The organism is Streptomyces misionensis, assembly GCF_900104815.1.
Lineage (GTDB): Bacteria > Actinomycetota > Actinomycetes > Streptomycetales > Streptomycetaceae > Streptomyces > Streptomyces misionensis.
Genome location: NZ_FNTD01000004.1, coordinates 7,802,380 through 7,823,681, shown reverse-complemented (window position 1 = coordinate 7,823,681; position 21,302 = coordinate 7,802,380). Strand labels below are relative to the sequence as shown.

Genomic DNA, 21,302 nt, shown 5'->3' with positions numbered 1-21,302 from the left:
GCGGAGCCGAAGTGGCCGTGGGCGATGGCCGCATGCACCGGCTGACGGGTCGTAGGGTCGTCCCATGACCGACACGGAAACCGTTGACGAGACCCCGGCGGCCAGGGCCGCCCGCTTCCGCGCGGAGGCCGCCGCACGGGGCATTACGGCCGCCGAGGTGGAGGCCCGTATACGCGTCGCCCGCCCGGCGATCTACCTCGCTGAGGACGGCCCCGGCCCGCTGGTGGCGCTGACCGGCGGGAACCCGCCGCTGCCGGAGGGCGCGCCCGACCCGAAGGCGGCGTTCGTCGCGGCCGTCGACTGCGCGGCCCTGCCGCCCGGGGTGACGGATCTGCCGCTGCCCACCGAGGGCCGGCTGCTGTTCTTCGCCGACCCCGACCCGGGCTGCGGAGCCGTGGTCGACGACGCCGTGCGGTACGTCCCGGCCGGGACGCCGTCGGCGGAGCGCCCGGCCGGCCCGGACGACGGTCCGGGCACCTACCGCCCGGCGCGGCTGGACTTCTGCTTCCACCAGTGGTCGTGGCCGCCGCACGAGGAGGACGACGACGAGGAGTCGGAGCGGATCGCCGAGCTGGAGTCCGCCTGGTCGCACGTGGTCGGCTGGCGCCCGCGCTGGCGTTTCCAACTCGGCGGGGAGCCCAACCTCTTCAACTGGGACCCGGTCGAGGTGGCCCGGGACGAAGCGCCGTTGCCCGCCGCGGACGGCGACGAGTGGACGCTGCTGGCCACCTGGCGCGGTGACGACGACTGCGAGGAGCTGGAGGCGGCCCTCTTCCACTGGGTGATCCGCCGCTCCGACCTGGCCGCCCTCCGCTTCGACCGGGTGTTCGTGTACGTCGACGCCTTCTGACCGCGGGGCACTTGCCCCGGCCCGTTCCGGCCAAGCGCGTGGCTGCTTCGACTCCAGCAGCCCCAACGGGTGGGTGTCACCGGCGAGTACGGACTGGGCCGTCTGCCGCCGAGGAAGTGCTCGGGGGTGTACGGGGCGGTGGTCCAGGACGGGCCCCGGGTGGGCAGCGGGTGTTCGTCCTGGTCACCGGCGACGACGAGGCGGGGTGCGGTTGTCGTACCGGTGGTGGACGTCGCACCGGCTGAACGCCGGGGCGGATGAAGATCCGGACAAGGACTGCCGGAGCCGACCGATCAGGGGCGGGCGTAAAGCCGCGTCGAACCGCTCGTCGGAGACGAGGAATGCGTAGTGCTGCGCTGGATCGGCTCGTCCCTCTTCTCGAAGTAGTCGAGCGTCACCCCGTTGCCGAGGTCGACCGGCAGGAACGGCCCGAACGGGGCGCCGACTTCCAGGCCCAGGATCACGGCGATGAACTCCGCGGACGGGTGGGGATCGCTCGCGCAGGCCGACCCGGCTGTCACCCGGTCGACCTTAGTGATCATCGCGGGCGAGGGCGACACCCTGCCCGGCCGCGCTCCGCAGTAGCGCGAACCGCACGCCCCGCTCAGTCGATACAGAATTCGTTGCCCTCGATGTCCAGCATCGGGATGCACGAATCGGTGCCGTCGTACAGCGTTTGCACGTGGACGGCCCCGAGCGGGATCAGTCGTGCGCACTCGGCCTCGAGCGCGGCGAGGCGCTCCTCACCCACGAGTCCGGTGCCGACCCGCACATCGAGGTGCACCCGGTTCTTGACGACCTTCCCTTCGGGGACGCGCTGGAAGTACAGTCGCGGGCCCACACCCGAGGGATCCATGCAGGCGAACCAGGAATCCCGCTCCTCAGGCGGCTGCGAGCGCTTGTAGTCGTCCCACGTCGCGAACCCCTCCGGTGGCGGCGGTACGACATACCCCAGCACCTCGCACCAGAAGCGTGCGAGACGCTCGGGTTCCGCGCAGTCGAAGGTGACCTGGAACTTCTTGATCGCTGACATCGGTGCACCGTACCAAGGGACTTGGGGGCCGTGCCCGCTCGTTGCAGCCGACTTGCCGGACGGCGCGATCACTCACACTCGTTCCGCCTGAGCGGCAACGCGGGGAGAGACAAGGGCCGTTGCCGTGGTGGAACGGCGGGCGAGGTCGGGCAGGACGGTGGCCAGGCCGACGACGTCCGTGATCGCGCCGAGCCAGAGCGGAGCGCGCAGACCCCAGGCGTCGATCGCGGCGGCGCCGATGGAGGAGCCGAGGATGACGCCGAGGGTGATGAAGGAGGAATGGTTGGGTGCCGCGTCGACTCCGTGGTAACCGGCTCGGACCGGCGGGGAAGCCGGTGCCTCCGCGCGGTCTCCATGCCGGTCCCGGTCGTCCCGGCAGGCGCGGCCGGGCCGGTGGAGCGTGGAGCGGGGCGTCCCCGCACGCCGCGATTCACCCGAAGGGCCGGATCGCGGCCGGACCGTCGCCGCGCTCGTCGTGCGTCGCGCGGGCCGCCGCCGGTGAGTGGCACCGCCGGGTGAAGTGGCGGCTCCGCACGGTCGCGGAGATGGTGGTGGGAGGGGACGTCTACGACCAGGTGGGAAGCACGTGATGAACAACGAGGCCGCAGCCCCTCCGCGCATCGTGGTGGGCGTCGACGGGTCCGAACACTCGAAAGCGGCCGTCCGATGGGCGGTGAACCAGGCGAAGCTGATCGGCGGCGCGGTCGACGCGGTCCTCGCCTGGGACCTTCCGACACCGTGGCACGGTCTGGTCTCGCCCTCGGAGAAGGAGACGAGCGACTACGCGGAGCGCATGCGCACGGCCTTGGACCGGGCGATCGACGAGGCCCTCGGCCCCGGTCCGGGACGGCCCGTCCCGCTCCGCGCCACCTCCGTCCAGGGACATCCGGCCGCCGTTCTGATCGAGGCCGCCGAGGGAGCGGAGCTGCTGGTCGTGGGCAATCGGGGGCGCGGCGAGATCCGTGGGACGTTGCTGGGCTCGGTCGGCATGCACTGTGTGCAGCACGCGCCGTGCCCCGTCGTCGTGATCCGGGGCTCCGCCGACGGCACCTGAGGAAGGTTCACGGCCAGGGGCCCATGACGTCCGCCGCCACGGGACCCGACGGGGAAGCCGCGAGCCCGGCAGCACGTCGCCCCCGTTCGGAGCCGTCGGATCGCAGCGAGCGGCCGTCGGTGAGCGCGGGCGGCCGCCGTCCAACGCCGGCCCCGCGTGTCCGGCACGCCATCTGCCCGACCACCACATCGAAGCGGCCCACGCGCTGAAGGCGGGCCCGTCTCGGGAGGTCCGATGAAGGACGCGGCACACGACCGGAACCACGCCCCGCCGAACGCCTCGCGGAGCGGCCGGTCACGGCCCGGACCGCGCATCGTCGGCGAACTGTCCGTGCCGGCCGTCGCGTCCGTCCCGGACTCCGCCGTGCTCACCGACCCGGTGTGGGACAACGCGGCCGACGCGCCGGACACGATCCAGTTCGCCCGGCGCGTCGAAGGCCGGTGGCAGGACGTGACCTGCGCGCGGTTCCGCGACGACGTGATCGCGCTGGCCCGGGGCCTGATCGCGGCCGGGGTGGAGGCCGGGGACCGGGTGGCGCTGCTGAGCGGGAACCGCTACGAGTGGGCCCTGATCGACTACGCGATCTGGGCCGTCGGTGCGGTCGGCGTGCCCGTCTACCAGACCTCGAGCGCCGAGCAGGTCGCCTGGATCCTGTCCGACTCGGGCGCGGTCGCGTGTTTCGCCGAGACCGACGCCCACCACGCGACGGTGGCAGGCGTCCGCGACCGGCTCCCGGAGTTGACCAGGCTGTGGCGGATCGACGCGCCGCACGGCGCGATCGGGGAACTGATCACCACGGGTGCCGCCGTTCCGGCCGCGGAGGTCGAGCGGCGCCGCCACGCCGTGCGGGCGGACGACATGGCCACGATCGCCTACACCAGCGGCACGACCGGCCGGCCCAAGGGCTGCGTCCTCAGCCACCGCAACCTGTGTTTCGAAGTCGCCAACGCGATCCCGAAGATGCGGTCGATGCTCCGTCCGGGCGCGTCGACGCTGCTCTTCCTGCCGCTCGCACACTCGTTCGGCCGGCTGATCCAGCTCGGCTGTGTGCGGGCCCGGGTCCGGATCGGGCACGTTCCGGACACCAAGCACCTCGCGGCCGACCTCCGGTCGTTCCGGCCGACTTTCGTCCTCACGGTGCCACGCCTGTTCGAGAAGATGCACAACACCGCCCGGCAGAAGGCCCGGGCCGCCGGCCGGGGCCGGGTCTTCGAGCGCGCCGAGCACATCGCCGTCGCCTACAGCCGGTCGCTCGACACCGGCGGCCCCGGGACCCTGCTGCGCCTGGAGCACGCACTGTTCACCAAACTGGTGTACGACGACATCCGCGCCGCCCTCGGCGGCCGGTGCAGGCACGCGATCTGCGGCGGCGCTCCGCTCGACCCCCGCCTTGCGCACTTCTTCCGGGGGGTCGGTATCGACGTGCGCGAAGGGTACGGGCTGACCGAGACGTCCCCGCTGCTCACCGCCGACTTCGACGACGAGGTGCGCTTCGGAACCGTCGGCCGGCCGCTGCCCGGCACCACCGTGCGCATCACCGAGGAGGGCGAGATCCTCGTCAAGGGCGCCCAGGTGTTCACCGGTTACTGGAACAACGAGGCCGCCACGGCCGACGCCCTGGACCCCGATGGCTGGTTCCACACGGGTGACCTCGGCGAACTGGACGACGGGCTCCTGCGGATCACGGGCCGCAGGAAGGAACTGCTCGTGACGTCGAGCGGCAAGAACGTCGCGCCCGCCGTGCTGGAGAACCGGCTGCGCGGCCACGGAATGATCAGCCAGTGCATGGTCGTGGGTGACGGAAGGCCGTTCATCGGAGCGCTCGTCACCATCGACGCGGACGCGTTCGCGGCGTGGAAGGCCGGCCACGGCCGGCCGGCCGACGCCACCGTCGCCGATCTCCGCGAAGACCCGGGGTTGCGCACGGCCGTACAAGAGGCCGTGGACTACGCCAACCAGGCGGTCTCGCGCGCCGAGTCGATCAGGGTCTTCCGGATCCTGCCCGGTGACTTCACCGAGTCCGGCGGCGAACTGACCGCGTCGCAGAAGGTGAAGCGCGATGTGGTGGCGCGGGAGTACGCCGACGACATCGCGGCCATCTACGGCGGCTGACGGCTTCCGCGACTTCCGAAGCTCCGGGGCAGCGAAGTCCCGTTCCGGCGCACGCAGTTGGCGTATGCGGGATCGGAGTCGCCGTCGGGGATCGTACGCACACGTCCTCAAGCACTGCGCGACCGACGGCCCGAAGCCTTCTTCGCCGTGGTCTTCTTGGCCTGGGCCTTCTTGGCCGGCTGTTTCTTCGTCGCGGCCTTCTTCTTCGGTCGGGGCAGTTCGTGGACCTCGGCCGGTTCCGTGTGTTCGTCGCGGGAGGCCTTGGCCTTGGACACCGACTCCTGCAGGGCGGCCATCAGGTCGAGCACCTGGGCAGGCTGCTCCGGCTCGGGCGCCTCGGGCAGGGGCTTCTCCTCGCGTTTGGCCTCGATGATCTCGGCGATCGCCTCGGTGTAGCGGTCGTGGAAGTCGGGGCCCTCCAGCGCGTCGACGGTCATGGTGTCCATCAGGGCGAGCGCGCCCTCGATCTCGTCGTCGGACACCTCGACCGGCGGCGGCAGCAGTTCGGCCGGGTCGCGGATCTCGTCGGGCCAGCGCATCGCGTGCAGCACCAGGACGTCGTCCTTCACGCGCAGCAGGCCCAGTCTCTCCCTGCCGCTCCAGGCGTACTTCGCCACCGCCACCTTGGCCGAGCGGCCGAGCGCCTCGACGAGGAGTTTGTACGGCTTGGCCGCGACCTGGCCGGCGGGCTGGAGGTAGTAGCCCTCGGCGATCTTCAGCGGGTCGACGGACTCCAGCGGGACGAAGGCGTCGATCTCGATCGCCTTCGCGGTCGGCAGCGGCAGGTTGCTCAGGTCCTCGTCGGTGATCGGGACGACCTGGGTCTTGGTCAGCTCGTAGCCCTTGCCGATCTCGTCCTGGGAGACCTCGCGGTCCTCCAGCTCGCACACCTTCCGGTACCGGATCCGGCCCTGGTCGGCCAGGTGGTACTGGTGGAAATGGATCGAGTGGTCCTCGGTGGCGCTCTGCACGTTGATCGGCACGGTCACGAGACCGAAGCTGATCGCGCCACTCCAGATCGTTCGGGGCATGGACAGACCTCCGCAGTGACCCCGAGCATCACCAGCGTACGGCCATCCCACCAGGCACGCGCCGCATCGACCGACCACGGAGCGTGCGCGCCCGGTCGTGCGCGACGCACCGCACGACGCACCGCCCGCCGGATGGCCGACGTCCCCGAGTCCGCACCCGTTGCCATGGCCCTCTCCCCGGCCGCTCGATACCGCTTTCCCGGACTGGGGCGATCGGGTGAAAGCGGTCGTGCCCACGGGGGCTGGTGGAGGAGGGGGACCGTGGATCCGTTGACGGCGTTGGCCGCGGGGCGTGCCGCGGCGGGGCGCCGGTTGCCGGCCACCGGGTACGTGATCGGGTACGTGGGCCGGGAGCCGGCGCTGCGCGTGCTCGGCGTCGCGGAGTGGCTCAGCCACCGGCACCGGTCCGCGCTGGGCGCGCTGCGCGCCGATCTCCGAGCCCTCCCTCGGCATCGGCCCTGATCCCCCCTCCCCCCCTCGCCGACCCGCTCCGCGCGGGATCGGCCGGAGAGACGGCAGGGCCCGCATGGCGGCGGCCGTCGCCGGCCGTCAAGCCGCGGTTCGGGCGTGCGCGCTCAGCTGGGCGAGAACCACAGCATGCCCACCAGCAACGCCGCGATGAAGAGGCCGGCGCCGCCCAGCAGGGCCGCCAGCCGGGAACGGCGCAGGAGCGGCAGGTTCGGTCGGCGGGTGGCGGCCCGGTGCACACTCGTCCGCCACTCGGTGTCCGCCGCCGGTACGAACGCGCCGTTCGAGTGGGCCGCGGAAGGGGAACCATGCCTCGCGGGCGCTCTCGTGCCCGTCGCGTACGACCTGTCCGGGAGGCTGTGGCCCTGGTATTCGACCGGCAGCGGCTCCGGCGCGCCGCGCCAGGCGCCGCGCCCGAACCAGTCCGCCACCTCCTCGGCCGTGGGCCTGCCCTCGGGCTCCTTGGCCAACAGGCCGAGCAGGTAGTTCTCGAAGGCCGGCGGGAGGTCGGTGCGGAGTTGCCGGGGCGGGGCCGGGGTGGCGTCGAGGTGCTGGTGAAGCACCGCGAGCGGGCTGTCCGCCTGGAACGGCGGGCGCCCGGTGAGGAGTTGGTAGAGCACGCAGCCCAGGGAGTACACGTCGGACGCCGGTCCGGCCGTGCGGCCCAGGGCCCGCTCGGGCGCGAGGTAGAGGCTGGTGCCGACGATCTGTCCGGTGGCGGTGAGCGCGGCGCTGGGGTCGTCGAGGAAGCGGGCGATGCCGAAGTCACCGATCTTCAGGGTGTCGTCGGTGCCCAGCAGAAGGTTGGCCGGTTTGATGTCCCGGTGCACGATGCCCTGCCGGTGCGCGACGGCGAGCCCGACGGCGGCCTGCGAGGCGATGCGAGCCACCCGTTCGACGGGCAGCGGCCCGGAAGCGGCGAGCAGTCCGTCGAGGCTGCCCCCGTCGACCAGTTCCATCACCAGGAACAACCGGCCTTCGTACTCGCCGAAGTCGAGGACGCCGACCACGTTCGGATGGCTGAGACGGCCGGCGGTCTGCGCCTCCAGCCGGAACCGGGAGGAAGCGGTGTGGTCGGAGTCGTGGGGAAGGAGGAGTTTCACGGCGACCGGTCTGCCGAGCGTCTCGTCGAAGGCCCGCCACACCTCCCCCATCGCGCCCTGCCCGATGGTGTCCCGCAGCCTGTATCGACCCGCTATAAGCACTTGTTCTTCATCCTCATGCCCAAAGACGTCTTGATCGCCGCAGGCCATGACTCACCGCGGAGGCGGATCAGGTGGGAGGGTGCCGCAGCGGTCCAAGCCTACCGGCCCCCACCACGTCGCCTTTCCACATCCGCACCCTAGTTGATCTTCGATGGCGAGCGGACGCAAGGGCGGGGCCGCGGCCGGGGAACCGTGGAATACCCGGAGAGCGGCGCGAGTTGAAGCGGCGTGACGACCATCCGCTATCTCGGCGGCCCCACGGCCCTCATCGGTTACGGCACGGCCCGCCTGCTCACCGACCCGACCTTCGACGCCCCCGGCAGCTACCCCGTGGGCGCCCGCACGCTGGTGAAGACCGCCGGTCCCTCCCTCACGGCCGCCGAGGTCGGCGCCGTGGACGCCGTACTGCTCTCCCATGACCAGCACCCCGACAATCTGGACGCGGCCGGGCGGGCATACGCCCTCGGCGCCCCGCTCGTCCTGTCCACGGCGTCCGCCCGGGAGCGGCTCGGCGGTCCCGTTCGGGCGCTGGCCGGCTGGGAGTCGTACACCCTCGAAGGCGGTGCGCGGATCACCGGGGTGCCGGCGCAGCACGGGCCGGACGGCAGTGAGCACCTCGTCGGCGAGGTCACCGGCTTCGTGATCGAGGGCGAGGGCCTGCCGACCGTCTACGTCAGCGGGGACAACGCCTCACTCGACGTCGTACGGCGGATCGCGGACCGTTTCGGCCCGGTGGACATCGCCGTCCTGTTCGCGGGCGGGGCCCGGACGCCGCTGGTCGGCGACGCCTACCTCACCCTGCCCAGCGACGACGCGACCGAGGCGGCCCGGATCCTGGGCGCGCGTCATGTCGTCCCGCTGCACTTCGAGCACTGGGCGCACTTCACACAGGGCGCGGACACCCTGGAAACGGCCTTCGCCCGCGCGGGGCTCACGGACCGGCTGCATCTGCTCAAGCCGGGCGTGCGGATCGAGTTCTAGGGCTCCCACGGGTTCCGGTGCTCCGACGGCGAGGGACGCGGGCATCGGCCTGCTCCTGTCCCTGCGACACGCGTCGGGACGGTCGTCGGTCAAGGAGGCGGCGCCGTGCGCAGGGCGAGGAGGGCCACGTCGTCGGCGGTGTCGGCGGCGAGTCCGATGAGGAGTTCGTCGCAGAACACGTCGAGCGGCTCGCGGGCCAGGGCGGCGGCGTGCTGGCGCAGCCTGGACATGGCGTCGTCGAGGGATTCGCCCCGGCGCTCGATCAGGCCGTCGGTGTACAGCAGCAGCGTGGAGTGCGGTGGCAGGGTGTCGCACGCGGTGGGGCGGGGCAGCTCGGGATCCATGCCGATCAGCACGCCCGCGCCGGCGTCGAGATAGCGGGTGTCGCCGTCCCTGGTGGTGAGCAGCGGCGGCAGATGCCCGGCGGCCGCGTGGTGGAGGATCTTGGACCCTTCCTCGGCGCCGTCCTTGACCACCGCGTAGATGCAGGTGGCGGTGGCCTGCCGGTAGAGGGTGTGGCTGGCCAGGTCCAGCCGGCGCAGTACCTCACCCGGTGGTTCCCTGCGGTCGACGGCGATGCCGCGCAGCATGTTGCGCAGCGCGCTCATGGCCACAGCCGCCTTCAGGTCGTGCCCGGTGACGTCCCCGATCACCAGCACGAGATCCCCCTCCCCCAGGAGGAAGGCGTCGTACCAGTCACCGCCGACGTGCGCCGTGCTGGACGAGGAGGAGTAACGGGCGGCCAGTTGCAGGTCCTCGGTGTCGGGCAGGGCGGGCAGCAGGGAGCGCTGGAGGCGTTCGGCGATCTGCTGGGTCTCCTGGTACAGCAGGGTGTTGTCGACGCCCAGCGCGAGTCCGTCGGCGACGTCCGCCAGCAGTGGCAGATCGTCCTCGGTGAACGGCCGCCGCTCGCTGAGCCGGGCCACGGTCAGGGCGCCGATGACTTCCCGGCGCGCCCGCAGCGGCGCGATGACGGCGCTGCTCGCGCCCAGCTGCTCGAACAGCTCCAGCTGCCGCGCGTCCAGGGCGTTCGCGGCCTGCTGGGGCGTGGGGATCTCGGTGAGCAGCAGCGGCCCCGCCCCGCGCAGTACCCGGGCCAGGGAACCCTGGGCGGCGCCGGAGACCGGCGGGAGCGGGCCCTCGAACGCCTCGGGCGGCAGCGCGGCGGGCTCGCGGTGCACGACGCAGAACCGCCGCGCCTGGTCGCGCTCGTCCAGCAGGTCCACCACGCACCAGTCGGCGAGGCGTTCGACGAGGATCTCGCCCACTCTGCGCACCCGCGCCATCAGATAGGGCGGTGTGACGGCCAGCGCGCTCCTGGTGTCGGCCAGCAGTGACAGCCGCTCCCACGCCGTACGGCCGGTGTCAGCGGGTACGCCGGGCTCCGCCACGGTCTGCGTGGTGCCGGATCGCTCGGGCGCCGCGTCCGGCTCCGGCTCCCCCTCCGGGGCAGGCCGGCTCGGCGCGGACCTGCCGGGGGCGGACGGGGGCGCGCTCACGCGGGGGATGAGCTGGGCGACGAACACGGTACGGCCGTCGGCCGCCTCCTGCGTCTGGATGAACAGCCGGACCGGGACCAGTCGCCCGTCGCGGTGCAACCCCGGCAGCGGTACGGAACGGCCCAGGATCCGGGGCTCGCCGGTCAGCAGGAGGGAGGTGAACGCCGACACATGGCGCTCGCGCAGATGCTCGGGGATGAGCACCGTGATGCGCTGTCCGACCAGCTCGTCCGGGCTCCAGCCCAGCAGGTCCGACACCGGTCCGTTGACCGCGATGATCCGGTTGTCGTCCCCGGCCGTGATCGTCGGCACCCGGCTGGCCCCCACGTGCCGGGCGTCCCAGGGCGCCAGTTCCGACGGCCGCGCACTCGGCTCCCGGGGCACCAGCGTCCACGCGGCGGGGTGGGCGCCGGCGAGCTGGCCGATGATCTCGTCGAACAGCCAGCGGTGGAAGGCGCCGATGTGCGGCAGGGCGGGCCGGGCGAGCAGGCGCTCCTGACGCGCCATCTCCTCGGCGAGGTCGAGCACCCTGCGCAAGGCGGCCGCGCCCTCGACCGCGTCCGCCGGGACCGCAAGAGTCAGCGTGGGGATGTCCGAGTCGGCCTGCTGGTCCTCCAGCGCCGCCGCGACACACGCGCTGATCAGGTTGTTCGCGTCATGGGCGGCGAGCAGGTCCACGGTGGGCGGGCCGAGGGGGGCGTCCGCGAGGTCGGCCAGCACGAGTTCCCGCAGCAGCGCGTGCCGGTGCTGGCGCGCCGCCGAGTACAGCGCGTACGGAAGATCGACCAGGATGACGGTGCCGGGCGGCCCGGGGGGTGGCACCCGTGGCCACGACGTGGCGGGCGGCGGTGTGTCCGGCCGCAGCTCGAACCAGACGGCCTTGTGGTCCTCGGCGACGTCGACGCCGTGCCGGGCGGCCAGCCGTTCGACGATGCCCAGGCCCCAGCCGGTGGCGGCGTACAGATGGCCTTGGCGGGACACCACCGGGCGATCCGGCTTGAGGTCGCCGACCCGGGCCCGGACCACGCCGTCGGCGACCCGGACCCGTACCTCGACCTCGGTGCGCGCGTGCAGCACGGCGTTGGTCACCAGCTCGCCGGTCAGCAGCTCGGCGGCGTCGACCACCGCGGGCTCGGCTCCTTCGAGGACGGCCCGGACGAACCCTCTGGCCGCCCGCGCGCTCTGTGGCCGCGGAGGAAACCGCCGCACCGATTCCCGCGGATCAAGGCTCATGCGCCCAGTGTGCCGCCGTGAGGGTGTCCCGGCGGCCCCACTTGCCCGGCGCGCGCCGATCGGCCCACCGCACGCACCGCCAACCGAGTGGCACGCGGCCTTCGCGGGCCTGGGCGGGCGGAGGGGCCCGCCGTTCGGGGGTGGACGACGCCCTACGGGTTGGACCGGGTCCGGGTGGACAGCACCAGCCGATGCCCGTCCGGGTCCTGGAGCGTCACACCCACGTGTCCCGGTGCGGGCGGGCGATGCGCACGTGAGCCGTCGCGTCGGCGGGCTAGGAACGACCTCCTGATCGGCGCGGCCCCTGGTGAGCCGACGGCTGACACGGAGCGTGGGGAGGAAGCGTTCGCACGCCCATCGGGCGCTGGTCCCAGATCGTGCACCCGGGGCGGGTCTCGGGACAGGCCCGGGCGTACGCGCCGTACACCCCATGCGCCGGCCCCCTTGCTCCGCCGGCACACGCCGAGGGCCGAACCCCGAAGGTCCGGCCCTCCTTTGACCGGACGCCCACCCCAATGCCCATACGTCCGAGGCCGGTTACGGCCTGGGTAGCGGAAGTGCCGTTCTCGCCGCGGTTTCGGAATGTCGCATCGGCAGAGGGTTCGTGGAGAGGGCGGGCACCGCCATCGCACCGATTACGTGGTCGAGTTCACGGAGTATGCTCGTCGCCGCGTCACGTACTCGCGCGGGTACATCGCCACGCTCCGCGACAAGTTGGTGGTAGATCGGAGCGTCCTGAAACATGTGGCCCCTTCCGGTAGTGATCATGACCAGTACGGCCGCCGAGTCTAGAGGTTGTCCCGTCGGGGCCTGACCCCGGCTCAGATGATCTCGCGCCGGCCGGTGCGATCACGGCCTCGGAACCGGCAGGTCCGGGCCCGGGACCAAGCCCGGCGGAACCGGCCAGGGCGCCGTCACGGGAACCTGTTCGTGACGGCGCCTTGGCGCGCAAGCGGCGGGCGCGGTCGTCAGATGACGATCGGGTTCGCTTCCACGACGCAGCCCGAGCCGATCACCGCGAGCGTCTTGCCGCCCGGCACGGGGCCTCCGTTGCCGATGATGTCGCCGAGGGCGCTGACCGAGTCGGTGCAGTACTCCTGGGTCGGGGCCCTTTCGCTGCTACGGAGCACGACCGGGCCGGAGCCGGGGTAGGGGTGGGTGCCGGAGTACGGGTCGGTCGGGACGGACCTGTCGCAGCCGAGGCCGACGGCGGTGGGGACTTCGGCGAGCCCCAGTTTCCTCGCCACGTCGTTGATCGTGGCGACGGGGTAGCCGATCGGGGGGTTGGTGAGATCGACCGTGCCCAGCCCGCAGGCCAGCGCCGGTGTGTCCCCGGGCGGAGTCGGGGCCGCCTCGGCGGGTGAGGCCAGGGCGAGAGCGGCGGCCAGGGCGAGCGAGGCGGCGGTAAGAGTCCTCTTCATGTGCCCGATGGTTGCCCGCGCCCGGCCGCTGCGCGCGGTCTTCCGTGCTTGAGCGCGAAATCTCCGCACGTGCCTCGCTTCGTGGGGCACACCGACCGAGAACGCCCATCCGGACGGCACAGCCGGAGCCGGGTCGTTCACTTCACCGTGCCCGCGAGCGGCCGCCGTCCGGATGCCGGTTCCAGCCGGAGTTCCCGGCCCTGCCACCGTCGCCGCAGCCAGCGGTCGTGGCTGGCGACGACGATCGCGCCCGGGCCGGTGCCCAGGGCCTCCTCCAGCTCGTCGCACAGCCGCGGGGACAGGTGGTTGGTCGGTTCGTCGAGCAGCAGCAGCTGGGGCGGGCGGGCCACCAGGAGGGCCAGCGCGAGCCGTCGGCGCTGCCCGACGGACAGCCGGCCGACGGGTCGGTCCAGGTCCGCGTCGTGCAGCAGACCGAGCGAGCCCAGCGGCACCTGCTCGGCCCGCACCGGGCCCAGGGACAGCGCGTAGGTGTCGCGGACCGTGCGCTCGGGCCGCTCGAACACGGTGTCCTGGGTGAGGAGTCCGACCGTCAGCCCGTGTCGCCTGCGCACCTCGCCCTCGGCCGGCAGGTGTCCGGCGAGCACGGCGAGCAGCGTCGACTTGCCCGCTCCGTTGCCACCGGTGACCAGCAGCCGGTCGGTGGCCGACACGTCCAGGGCGTCCAGGGCGAGCCGGCCGGGCACCCGGGCGTCCCGCAGGCGGACCAGCGGCCGCGGTCCCTGCGCCGCGGGGGCGGCGAGTTCCGCGGCGGCGAACCGCAGCGGACGCGGCGGCTCGGGGACCCGGGTGCGCTCCAGTTCCTCCAGCCGCCGGGTGGCGTTGCGCACCCGGCGGGAGATCTGGCTCTGCACCCGGCCCGCCCGGTGGCCGTAGCCCATCTTCTCGTTGTCGCGCGGCCCCCGGTCCGGCGCGACCCGGTGCGCGGTCACGCCCGCCGCGTGCCGCAGTTCCTCCAGTTCCTGCTGTTCCTCGGCGTGCCGCTGCTCCCAGCGGGCCCGCTCGGCGCGCTTCTCGCCCAGGTAGGCGCTGTAGTTGCCGCCGTAGCGGACCGGGCCGTCCACCGCCGGGTCGAGGTCGATCAGATCGGTGCAGACGGCGTCGAGGAACGCCCGGTCGTGGCTGGCGAGCACCACGCAGCCGGGCAGGGCGCGGATCTGTTCCTCCAGGAAGGCGGCGGCGCCGTCGTCGAGGTGGTTGGTCGGCTCGTCGAGCAGGAGTGCCGACGGCCGTCTGACGAGCAGCGCCGTCAGGGCGAGCCGGCCGCGCTGTCCGCCGGACAGTGAGCCGAGGGTGCGGTCGTGGCGGAGCGCGCCGAGGCCCAGTCCGTCCAGTACGAGGGCCGCGCGGCGGTCGGCGTCCCACGACTCGCGGTCCTGGGCCCGTTCCAGGCATCGGCCGTAGGTGTCGAGGAGTTCCCGGTGGCCGGGGTCGCCCTCGGGGAGGCGGGCCAGTTCCCCGCCGAGCCGTTCGAGTTCCGCGAGGTCCTCGCGGGCCTCGCGCAGTGCCTCGTCGAGCACGGCGGCGAGGGTCGAGTCGGCGTCGAAGGGCATCTCCTGGTGCAGGAAGCCGAGGTCGGCGGGGCGGATGACGCTTCCGGCGTCGGGTTCGTCCACGCCGGCGAGCACCCTCAGCAGGGTGGACTTGCCGACGCCGTTCTCCCCGATCAGGCCGATGCGCCGGCCGGGGGACGCGGTGAGGCTGACGCCGTCGAGGACACGGCGGCCGCCGAGGGTGCGGACGATGTCGTGGGCGAGCAGAGCGGTCTGGGGCATGGGCGTCCGTCCAAGGTGATCGGTGGTCGGCCCGCCGGGCGCGGCGCCTCGGGGGCGGGCCGTGTGACACACCGGCGGTTCACACCGCGGGGGCTCCCGTCTCCGTCAGCGTTCCGTCGGCCAGCCGCAGCCAGCGGTTCACCCCGATCTCGGCGAGGAACCGCTCGTCGTGGCTGACCACCATGAAGGCGCCCTGGTAGGAGTCGAGGGCGCTCTCCAGCTGGGCCGCGCTGACCAGGTCGAGGTTGTTGGTCGGCTCGTCGAGCAGGAGCAGGTGGGGAGCCGGTTCGGCGCACAGCACGCAGGCGAGGGTGGCCCGCAGCCGCTCGCCGCCGGAGAGGACCCCGGCCGGCAGGTGTGCCCTGGCGCCCCGGAAGAGGAAGCGGGCGAGCAGGTTCATCCGCTCCGCCTCGGGCCGCTCGGGGGCGAAGGCGGCGAAGTTCTCCGCCACGGTGCGGTCCAGGTCCAGCAGGTCCAGGCGCTGCGAGAGGTAGGCGATCCGGCCGTCGCCGCGCTTGATCTCGCCGCTGTCGGGGGCGAGGTCGCCGGTGATCAGCCGCAGCAGGGTGGTCTTGCCGGCGCCGTTGGGTCCGGTGAGCGCGATCCGTTCGGGGCCGCGGACGCTCAGGTCGACGCCTCCGTCGGCGAACACCGCCCGGCCCACGTGGTGCACCTGGATGCCCTCGCCGAGGAAGAGGTTGCGTCCGGCGGGCACCCTGGTGTCGGGCAGTTCCAGGGTGAGGCGCTGCTCGTCGCGCAGGGCGCGTCCGGCCTCGTCGAGGCGGGCCTTGGCCTCGCTGACCCGGGACGCGTGCATCTGGCCGGCCCGGCCCGCGGACTCCTGTGCGCCGCGCTTCATGGTGCCGGCGAAGATGCGGGGCAGACCGGCGTTCTTGAGGTTGCGGGCGGCGTTGCTCGCCCGGCGCTCGGCGCGTTCGCGGGCCTGCTGCATCTCCCGCTTCTCACGCTTGAGTTCCTGCTCCGCGTTGCGGACGTTCTTCTCCGCGGCCTCCTGCTCGATGCGCACGGCCTCCTCGTACTCGCTGAAGTTGCCGCCGTACAGGCGCAGTTCGTCGGAGCCGAGTTCGGCGATGCGTTCCATGCGGTCGAGCAGCGCGCGGTCGTGGCTGACCAGCAGCAGGCAGCCGGTGAAGTCCTCGAGTACGTCGTAGAGCTTGTGCCGGGCCGCCAGGTCGAGGTTGTTGGTGGGCTCGTCGAGCAGCAGCACGTCGGGGCGCCTGAGCAACTGGGCGGCGAGGCCGAGCGAGACGACCTGGCCGCCGCTGAGCGTGTTCAGGCCGCGGTCGAGGGTGAGGTCGGCGAGTCCCAGGCGGTCGAGCTGGGCGCGGGTGCGTTCCTCGATGTCCCAGTCGTCGCCGATGGTGGTGAAGTGCTCCTCGCCGACATCCCCGGACTCGACGGCGTCCAGGGCGCGGATGATCTCGGCGACGCCGAGCACCTCGGCGACGGTGAGATCACCGGTCAGGGGCAGGCTCTGCGGCAGGTAGCCCACTGTCCCGCTGACCGACAACGAGCCTGCGGTGGCTTTGAGTTCACCGGCGATGAGCTTGAGCAGGGTGCTCTTGCCTGAGCCGTTGGGCGCGACCAGGCCCGTGCGTCCGGTGGTCACGGTGAAGGACAGGTCGTGGAAGGCCGGGGTGTCGTCCGGCCAGGCGAAGGAGAGATGCGAGCAGACGACGGCGGCGTCGGACATGAAGGAGACCTCGAAGGTGCGAGGGCAGGGCTGTGGAACCTCTGCCCTGGGCAGACGTGGGGAAAGGGGTACGACGAAGCGGACCACCTCGGCGGCGCTCCTGAGCACCGGCCGGTGGCCGTCAGTTCCGGATCTCACCCGGAGATGTCGTCGTCACCCACCACGTCTGCGACTCCTCACTCACACAGTTCAGGTCGTACACAGCTTAGCAAAGGGTGCCGTGGTGGTGGCCGACGACCTCGCGGCCCTGGTGGACCGCGTCACGGGAGGGGTCAGACGGTCAGCCGCCAGAGGGACGTGTGCCTCGGCGCCGCGTGGAGCGGGTCGACGGGGTGCGCGGCGCGCGGGTGCCGGGGCCGGGTGGCCCGGAGCCGTGGGCTGCGTAGGGTCGGAGCCGTGGCTGATCAGATACGGACGATCGTGGCGGGGCTGGCGGAACTGGATGACGTCAGCGGGGTCTGGGCGGTGGCGGAGGAGCGGGTCGCGCGGGGCGATTCGGCCTTCGCCGCGGACCTGGGCATCGCCTGCGCCGACGCCTACGGCGCCGCGCCGCAGGCATGGCAGTACAGAAGCGTCTTCGACCATCTGCTGCGGCTGCTGGCCACCACCGGCGGCTCCGGGAATGTCACCCAGGCGCTGCGGATGGTGTCCTGCCCGCGGGCCGCCGACCGGAAGCTGGACCGCTACACGGCCTCGCTGCTGGCCTCCGGCCACGAGGCCGAGGACCTGGCGTCGGCGTTCACGGGGCGGGCTTCGGAGGAGCTGCGGGCCTGTCTGGTCCATGAGCTGGTGCTCCGCGGTGTGGTCGTGGAGGAGACGCCGGGGATCGCGGGCTGGGCGTTGTCGCGGCACTGGAGTCATCACCCGCTGCGCCAACTGCCGCTCGGCCTGTCCGACATGGAGCGCGGCGCGGACCTGCCGAGCTACGGCGTACGCGGCCGCAGTCACTCGATGCCGTACGACTCCTCCGCGGGCCGCGGGCCGGCGGTGCCCGGCGGCGCGCGAGTCCCATCGGCGACGGAGACCACGACGCGGGCCGCCGCCACGGCGATGGGCGGGGCCGTGGCGAACTGGGCCGAGGAGTCCAACGGGCGCGTCGAAGCACGGGTGTTCACAATGGCCGAGCCGCTGGAGCCCGCGTCGGTGCCGACGGCGCTGCCGACACTGGGACTCGAGTGTCTGCGCGGAGCGGGAAAGAAGACCGCCGTGTCGGTCACGGTCCGTCCGGTCGCCGAGGTGTGGCGCGTGCTCTTCGCCGCGGCGTCGACCGGTGGGGCGTACAACTCCGGTTTGTACGGCGCCTATGGGCGTCTCGCCGCCTGGCAGTCTCTGGCGGCGTTGGCCCAGAGCCCGGAAGGTCTCACCGCCGAAGAGGTCGAGGAACGGGTTCGAGGTTGCGTCTGGTACGGGTTCGACGCGGGCACCAGCTGGTTCGAGCGAGTGGCCTGGGACATCGGTCTGGCCGCCCTCGCGCCCGATCGCCGTGGCTTGGCCGTGCTGGCCGCGACCGACACCGATTGACGCCCCGCGAACCGTGGTCGCGGCCAGGGCTGCCCCTGCTCGCTTGCGCCGTGGGCGAGTTGCCGCCGACGGGCCCGCGGTAGGTTGCCCGCCATGACTGAACCAGGGCTTTTCGCTTGGCCGCCTGCCCCGATACGCACCGCACGGCTCGTGCTGCGCGAGTCGGAGGCCCGGGACCGTGCGGCGGTCATCGCGCTGTTCTCCTCGCCGGAGGTGGGGACCTACGTCGGCGGCTCCAGGCCGCGTGACGAGCTGGAGCGCACGGTGCCCGAGGTGCCCGGGCAGCGGCCCGGCTTCTTCGTGGTCGAGCTGGACGGGGCGATGATCGGGATGGTCACGCTCGACCAGCGCGACGCGGACGGCCCCGGTCACGTCCGGGCGGATGTCGGCAAGACCGAGCTCGGCTACATGTTCCTGCCCGAGGCGTGGGGGCAGGGGTATGCGACCGAGGCGTGCACGGCCGTACTCGACTGGTTCGCCGACGCGCTCCCCGGCGAGCCGGTGGTGCTCACCGCCCAGACCGCCAACGCCGGCTCGATGCGCCTCGCGGCGAAGCTCGGGTTCACCGAGGTGGAACGGTTCGAGGCGTACGGCGCCGAACAGTGGTTCGGCGTCCGGCCCCCCATGACGGTGGCCGGCTGAGATCGAACTTGATCGGGTGATGTCGGTTGATTGCCTGACAGGTGAGAGAGGTGTCCGGTAGATCTGTCCGGGTGAATGACTCCGCGCGAAGCGAGCCCGCCCCCGAGGACGGCAAGCACGATCCCGAGGGTCGCGGGGCCGTCCCCGAGGACGGCCGGCCCGCGTCCTTGGCGGCGGCCGCGAAGAACCTGTTCGACAAGCACAAGGCGAAACTCGGCGCCGTCGTCGCCGTCGGTGCCATGGGTCTGGCCGTCGTCGGCGTGGTCGCCCGTCTCGCCGAGGGGCAGGACGCCGAGGACATCCAGGACACCGAGGACTCCCTGTCGGCCCCCGGCCTCGACGTCGCGGACCGTCCGCAACGGAAGTCTCCTGCCGGGCACGAGGTAGTGGCGACCCTGGTCAAGCTCGCCGCCGGTCGGCAGGCGAGCGCGGAGCGCAGGGCGGCGTACAAGGAAGAAACGGGCGAAGACCTTCCCGCCGGCAGCACCTACCGCTCCAGGCATCGCCGGGGCGACTTCGGGGAGGACGGGTCTCCCGGCGAAGCCGCGGCCTGAGCACCGGGGCCGAGCCCCCCACCGCCTCGAAACAGGGTCGGCCAGCTGCGCGGCCCCGTCACCCCACCGGTGTTCCGGACGCGTCGGCAGTGGTGACGGTGATGGTGCACAGTCGTTTGGTCGCGCGGGTGAGGGCGACGTACAGGTCGCGCTCGCCTCCGGGGCGGGCGGCGGTGATCCGGTCCGGGTCGATCACGACGGCGGCGTCGAACTCCAGGCCGCGAGCCTGGGAGGCCGGTACCAGCCGGGCGTGCTCTTCGACACCGGCGGCCGTGAGCTGTTCGATGCGGTCGTCGGCGCAGATCACCCCGGTCAACTCCCCCGGGTGCGCGCGGCTTTGTGCCCGCAGTTCCCGGTCGAGGACCGCGAGGAGCGACGCCGGGGCGGCGGTGAGGGTCCGGGGCGGCTCACCGTGCCGGATCGACCGGATCGCCGGGCGGCCCGGGTCGATGCGGGCGAGCAGGTCCTCCGTGGTGGCGAGGATCTCCTGTGTGGTGCGGTAGCTGACGGTCAGGGTCCGCAGGTCGAAGCGCCGTCCGAGGTCCGGGCCGAGTGCCTCCTTCCAGTCCCGGGCCACCGTCGCCGGTCCTGCCTGGGCGAAGTCCCCGACCAGGGTCATCGATCTGCCCGGGCAGCGTCGTACGATCATCCGCCACTGCATGGCGGTCAGTTCCTGTGCCTCGTCGACGACGACGTGGCCGAAGGTGTGCTCGGGCGGGCCGTCGACCAGGCTCGCCGCCTCGTCGAGGAGCGGCACGTCGGCGTCCGTCCAGGGCGCGTCGGGGGTTCGCCGCAGCAGGGCCTGCTGGGAGGCGGTGAGCCGGCGCAGGTGGGGGGCCGGCGCATCGGGATCGGCCAGCAGCGTGTGGACCACGTCGCCGGGCGTCAGATGCGGCCACAGCTCCTCGATGGCCTCGTCCAGGAAGGCGTCGTCCAGGAGGCCGGCGCGCACGGTGTCGGCGTCGAACTCGTCGGCACCGGAGGCGGGCGCGGCGTCGATGCCGAGGCGGCGCAGGTCGGCCGCGGCGACCCGGTCCAGGTCGAGACCGGTCAGCTGCGCGACCTGGGCGTCGATCCGTTCGAGTTCCTCGGCGCCGCTGCGGGCGAGTTCGCGGACGAGGGCGTCGATCAGCAGTTCCTTGAACAGCTGACGCGCCCGGTTGTGCGCGAGACCGCTGGTCTGCGCCGTCGCACGTGCTTGTGCGACGACGTCGTCCGGCAGGCGGACCTGTTCCCGCCCGATCCGGATGTCGAACGCGCCGCCGGGGGCCTGGCAGGAGCGGACCAGGGCGGCCAGGTCGTCGGCCAGTGCGGCGCTTCCCTTCAGACGCGCCGCCTCGAAGGGCGCCGCGATGTCCGGTGTGATGCCGGCCAGTTCCTCGCAGGTCGCCAGGACGACGTCGTTCTCGCCGAGTGAGGGCAGGACCTGGCTGATGTAGTCGAGGAACCGTGTGTTCGGTCCGAGGACGAGCACACCGCGCTCCGATGCCTTGGGGAACGCGTACAGCACATAGGCGGCGCGGTGCAGCGCCACCACCGTCTTCCCGGTGCCGGGGCCGCCCTGGACGACGGTGACGCCGCGGTGCGGTGAGCGGACGATCGCGTCCTGTTCGACCTGGAGCGTGGCGACCGCGGTGCCCATGCGGCCCGTGCGCTTCTCCTGGAGGGCGGCCGTCAGCGGGCTGTCGCCGATCACGTCCCGGCCGGTGGGTTCGGAGCCGTCGAGGAGTTCGTCGCTCAGACCGGTCACCGTGCGGCCCGCCAGGCGCAGATGGCGGCGCCGGCGCAGCCCCATCGGGTGGACCGGGGTGGCCTCGTAGAAGGGCCGCGCGGCCTCGGCCCGCCAGTCCACCAGCAGGGGCAGGTCGTCCGGCTCCCGGTGCAGACCGATCCGCCCGATGCGCAGCACCGTCGTGTCCGCGAGATCGATCCGGCCGAATACGAGTCCCTCTTCGGCCCCTTCCAGCCGGCGTACCTCGCTCGTCAGCCGGCCGGCGGTCACCTCCCGTTCATAGGTTTCGCCCGCCCCGTCGGGCGCCGACGCGAGCACCCGCACCAGTTCCGCCCGTGCCTCCGCCAGGCGCATGTCGAACAGCTCGCCGATGACGGTCACTTGGGCCTGCTCGTGCTTCATCTCGTGCGCGGCGCCCTCGTTGATCTGCGGCAAGAAAATGCCCTCCGTGTTCTGCCC

Annotated in this window: 16 protein-coding genes and 1 pseudogene; 8 read left to right on the top strand and 9 right to left on the bottom strand. The window is 72.7% G+C overall.

All coding sequences use genetic code 11. From position 1 onward, the window contains the following. The first annotated feature begins 64 nt into the window (after nt 1-64). Nucleotides 65-850, top strand: a complete 786-nt coding sequence (locus tag BLW85_RS36375; RefSeq protein WP_074995730.1) for a DUF1963 domain-containing protein — start codon at nt 65-67, stop codon at nt 848-850. Between the two features lie 306 nt (nt 851-1,156). On the opposite strand, the pseudogene BLW85_RS38625 reads toward BLW85_RS36375, so the two are convergent. Together BLW85_RS38625 and BLW85_RS36365 are read right to left on the bottom strand one after the other, a co-directional pair. After that, nucleotides 1,157-1,392: pseudogene (locus tag BLW85_RS38625) on the bottom strand (VOC family protein); the annotation flags it as partial. 62 nt (nt 1,393-1,454) lie between these two features. Continuing rightward, nucleotides 1,455-1,883 carry a VOC family protein gene (locus BLW85_RS36365; RefSeq protein WP_070029864.1) on the bottom strand — a complete coding sequence of 143 codons (429 nt, stop codon included), beginning with the start codon at nt 1,881-1,883 and terminating at the stop codon, nt 1,455-1,457. Between the two features lie 589 nt (nt 1,884-2,472). Here BLW85_RS36365 and BLW85_RS36355 point away from each other — a divergent pair. Further along, nucleotides 2,473-2,937 (top strand): universal stress protein, encoded by a 465-nt coding sequence (locus BLW85_RS36355; protein ID WP_070029863.1) that lies wholly within the window; start codon nt 2,473-2,475, stop codon nt 2,935-2,937. Nucleotides 2,938-3,171: 234 nt separating this feature from the next. After that, a complete protein-coding gene (locus BLW85_RS36350; RefSeq protein ID WP_079172548.1) occupies nt 3,172-5,049 on the top strand; it encodes an AMP-dependent synthetase/ligase in 1,878 nt (625 codons plus the stop codon). Nucleotides 5,050-5,156: 107 nt separating this feature from the next. Here BLW85_RS36350 and ku read toward each other — a convergent pair whose 3' ends face one another. Continuing rightward, nucleotides 5,157-6,080 (bottom strand): non-homologous end joining protein Ku, encoded by a 924-nt coding sequence (ku, locus tag BLW85_RS36345; protein WP_074995729.1) that lies wholly within the window; start codon nt 6,078-6,080, stop codon nt 5,157-5,159. Nucleotides 6,081-6,341: 261 nt separating this feature from the next. Here ku and BLW85_RS36340 point away from each other — a divergent pair, with 261 nt between their 5' ends. Next, the gene (locus BLW85_RS36340; protein WP_074995728.1) at nt 6,342-6,542 is read left to right on the top strand and encodes a hypothetical protein; all 201 of its coding nucleotides are present in this window, start codon (nt 6,342-6,344) and stop codon (nt 6,540-6,542) included. A 113-nt stretch (nt 6,543-6,655) separates the two neighbouring features. Here the strand turns inward: BLW85_RS36340 and BLW85_RS36335 are convergent, their stop codons facing one another. Beyond that, the gene (locus BLW85_RS36335; protein WP_244174981.1) at nt 6,656-7,702 is read right to left on the bottom strand and encodes a serine/threonine-protein kinase; all 1,047 of its coding nucleotides are present in this window, start codon (nt 7,700-7,702) and stop codon (nt 6,656-6,658) included. 279 nt (nt 7,703-7,981) lie between these two features. Between BLW85_RS36335 and BLW85_RS36330 the strand changes: the two genes are divergently transcribed. Further along, nucleotides 7,982-8,734, top strand: a complete 753-nt coding sequence (locus tag BLW85_RS36330; RefSeq protein ID WP_074995725.1) for an MBL fold metallo-hydrolase — start codon at nt 7,982-7,984, stop codon at nt 8,732-8,734. 89 nt (nt 8,735-8,823) lie between these two features. Here BLW85_RS36330 and BLW85_RS36325 read toward each other — a convergent pair whose 3' ends face one another. The 4 genes from BLW85_RS36325 to abc-f form a co-directional block, all read right to left on the bottom strand. Then, a complete protein-coding gene (locus tag BLW85_RS36325) occupies nt 8,824-11,466 on the bottom strand; it encodes a SpoIIE family protein phosphatase (RefSeq protein ID WP_074995722.1) in 2,643 nt (880 codons plus the stop codon). Nucleotides 11,467-12,434: 968 nt separating this feature from the next. Continuing rightward, entirely contained in the window at nt 12,435-12,887 is a 453-nt protein-coding gene (locus BLW85_RS36315; RefSeq protein ID WP_074995719.1) for a hypothetical protein, read from the bottom strand. Between the two features lie 137 nt (nt 12,888-13,024). Continuing rightward, nucleotides 13,025-14,680 (bottom strand): ABC-F family ATP-binding cassette domain-containing protein, encoded by a 1,656-nt coding sequence (locus tag BLW85_RS36310; protein ID WP_074995716.1) that lies wholly within the window; start codon nt 14,678-14,680, stop codon nt 13,025-13,027. 79 nt (nt 14,681-14,759) lie between these two features. Continuing rightward, a complete protein-coding gene (abc-f, locus tag BLW85_RS36305) occupies nt 14,760-16,394 on the bottom strand; it encodes a ribosomal protection-like ABC-F family protein (RefSeq protein ID WP_074995713.1) in 1,635 nt (544 codons plus the stop codon). Nucleotides 16,395-16,790: 396 nt separating this feature from the next. Here abc-f and BLW85_RS36300 point away from each other — a divergent pair, with 396 nt between their 5' ends. The 3 genes from BLW85_RS36300 (at nt 16,791) to BLW85_RS36290 (ending at nt 19,111) form a co-directional block, all read left to right on the top strand. Continuing rightward, nucleotides 16,791-17,915 (top strand): DUF6183 family protein, encoded by a 1,125-nt coding sequence (locus BLW85_RS36300; protein ID WP_074995711.1) that lies wholly within the window; start codon nt 16,791-16,793, stop codon nt 17,913-17,915. Between the two features lie 93 nt (nt 17,916-18,008). Further along, entirely contained in the window at nt 18,009-18,557 is a 549-nt protein-coding gene (locus BLW85_RS36295) for a GNAT family N-acetyltransferase (RefSeq protein ID WP_074995708.1), read from the top strand. Between the two features lie 71 nt (nt 18,558-18,628). Next, the gene (locus BLW85_RS36290) at nt 18,629-19,111 is read left to right on the top strand and encodes a hypothetical protein (protein WP_074995705.1); all 483 of its coding nucleotides are present in this window, start codon (nt 18,629-18,631) and stop codon (nt 19,109-19,111) included. Between the two features lie 58 nt (nt 19,112-19,169). Here BLW85_RS36290 and BLW85_RS36285 read toward each other — a convergent pair whose 3' ends face one another. Beyond that, on the bottom strand, nt 19,170-21,245 hold the full coding sequence (locus tag BLW85_RS36285; RefSeq protein WP_079172687.1) for a HelD family protein: 2,076 nt from the start codon (nt 21,243-21,245) through the stop codon (nt 19,170-19,172). Nucleotides 21,246-21,302 lie beyond the last annotated feature (57 nt).

Coding starts and splice junctions, on each gene's coding strand:
- BLW85_RS36375 (WP_074995730.1), top strand. CDS start 65: ATGACCGACACGGAAACCGTTGACGAGACCCCGGCGGCCAGGGCCGCC.
- BLW85_RS36365 (WP_070029864.1), bottom strand. CDS start 1,883: ATGTCAGCGATCAAGAAGTTCCAGGTCACCTTCGACTGCGCGGAACCC.
- BLW85_RS36355 (WP_070029863.1), top strand. CDS start 2,473: ATGAACAACGAGGCCGCAGCCCCTCCGCGCATCGTGGTGGGCGTCGAC.
- BLW85_RS36350 (WP_079172548.1), top strand. CDS start 3,172: ATGAAGGACGCGGCACACGACCGGAACCACGCCCCGCCGAACGCCTCG.
- ku (WP_074995729.1), bottom strand. CDS start 6,080: ATGCCCCGAACGATCTGGAGTGGCGCGATCAGCTTCGGTCTCGTGACC.
- BLW85_RS36335 (WP_244174981.1), bottom strand. CDS start 7,702: ATGGGGGAGGTGTGGCGGGCCTTCGACGAGACGCTCGGCAGACCGGTC.
- BLW85_RS36325 (WP_074995722.1), bottom strand. CDS start 11,466: ATGAGCCTTGATCCGCGGGAATCGGTGCGGCGGTTTCCTCCGCGGCCA.
- BLW85_RS36315 (WP_074995719.1), bottom strand. CDS start 12,887: ATGAAGAGGACTCTTACCGCCGCCTCGCTCGCCCTGGCCGCCGCTCTC.
- BLW85_RS36310 (WP_074995716.1), bottom strand. CDS start 14,680: ATGCCCCAGACCGCTCTGCTCGCCCACGACATCGTCCGCACCCTCGGC.
- abc-f (WP_074995713.1), bottom strand. CDS start 16,394: ATGTCCGACGCCGCCGTCGTCTGCTCGCATCTCTCCTTCGCCTGGCCG.
- BLW85_RS36295 (WP_074995708.1), top strand. CDS start 18,009: ATGACTGAACCAGGGCTTTTCGCTTGGCCGCCTGCCCCGATACGCACC.
- BLW85_RS36285 (WP_079172687.1), bottom strand. CDS start 21,245: ATGAAGCACGAGCAGGCCCAAGTGACCGTCATCGGCGAGCTGTTCGAC.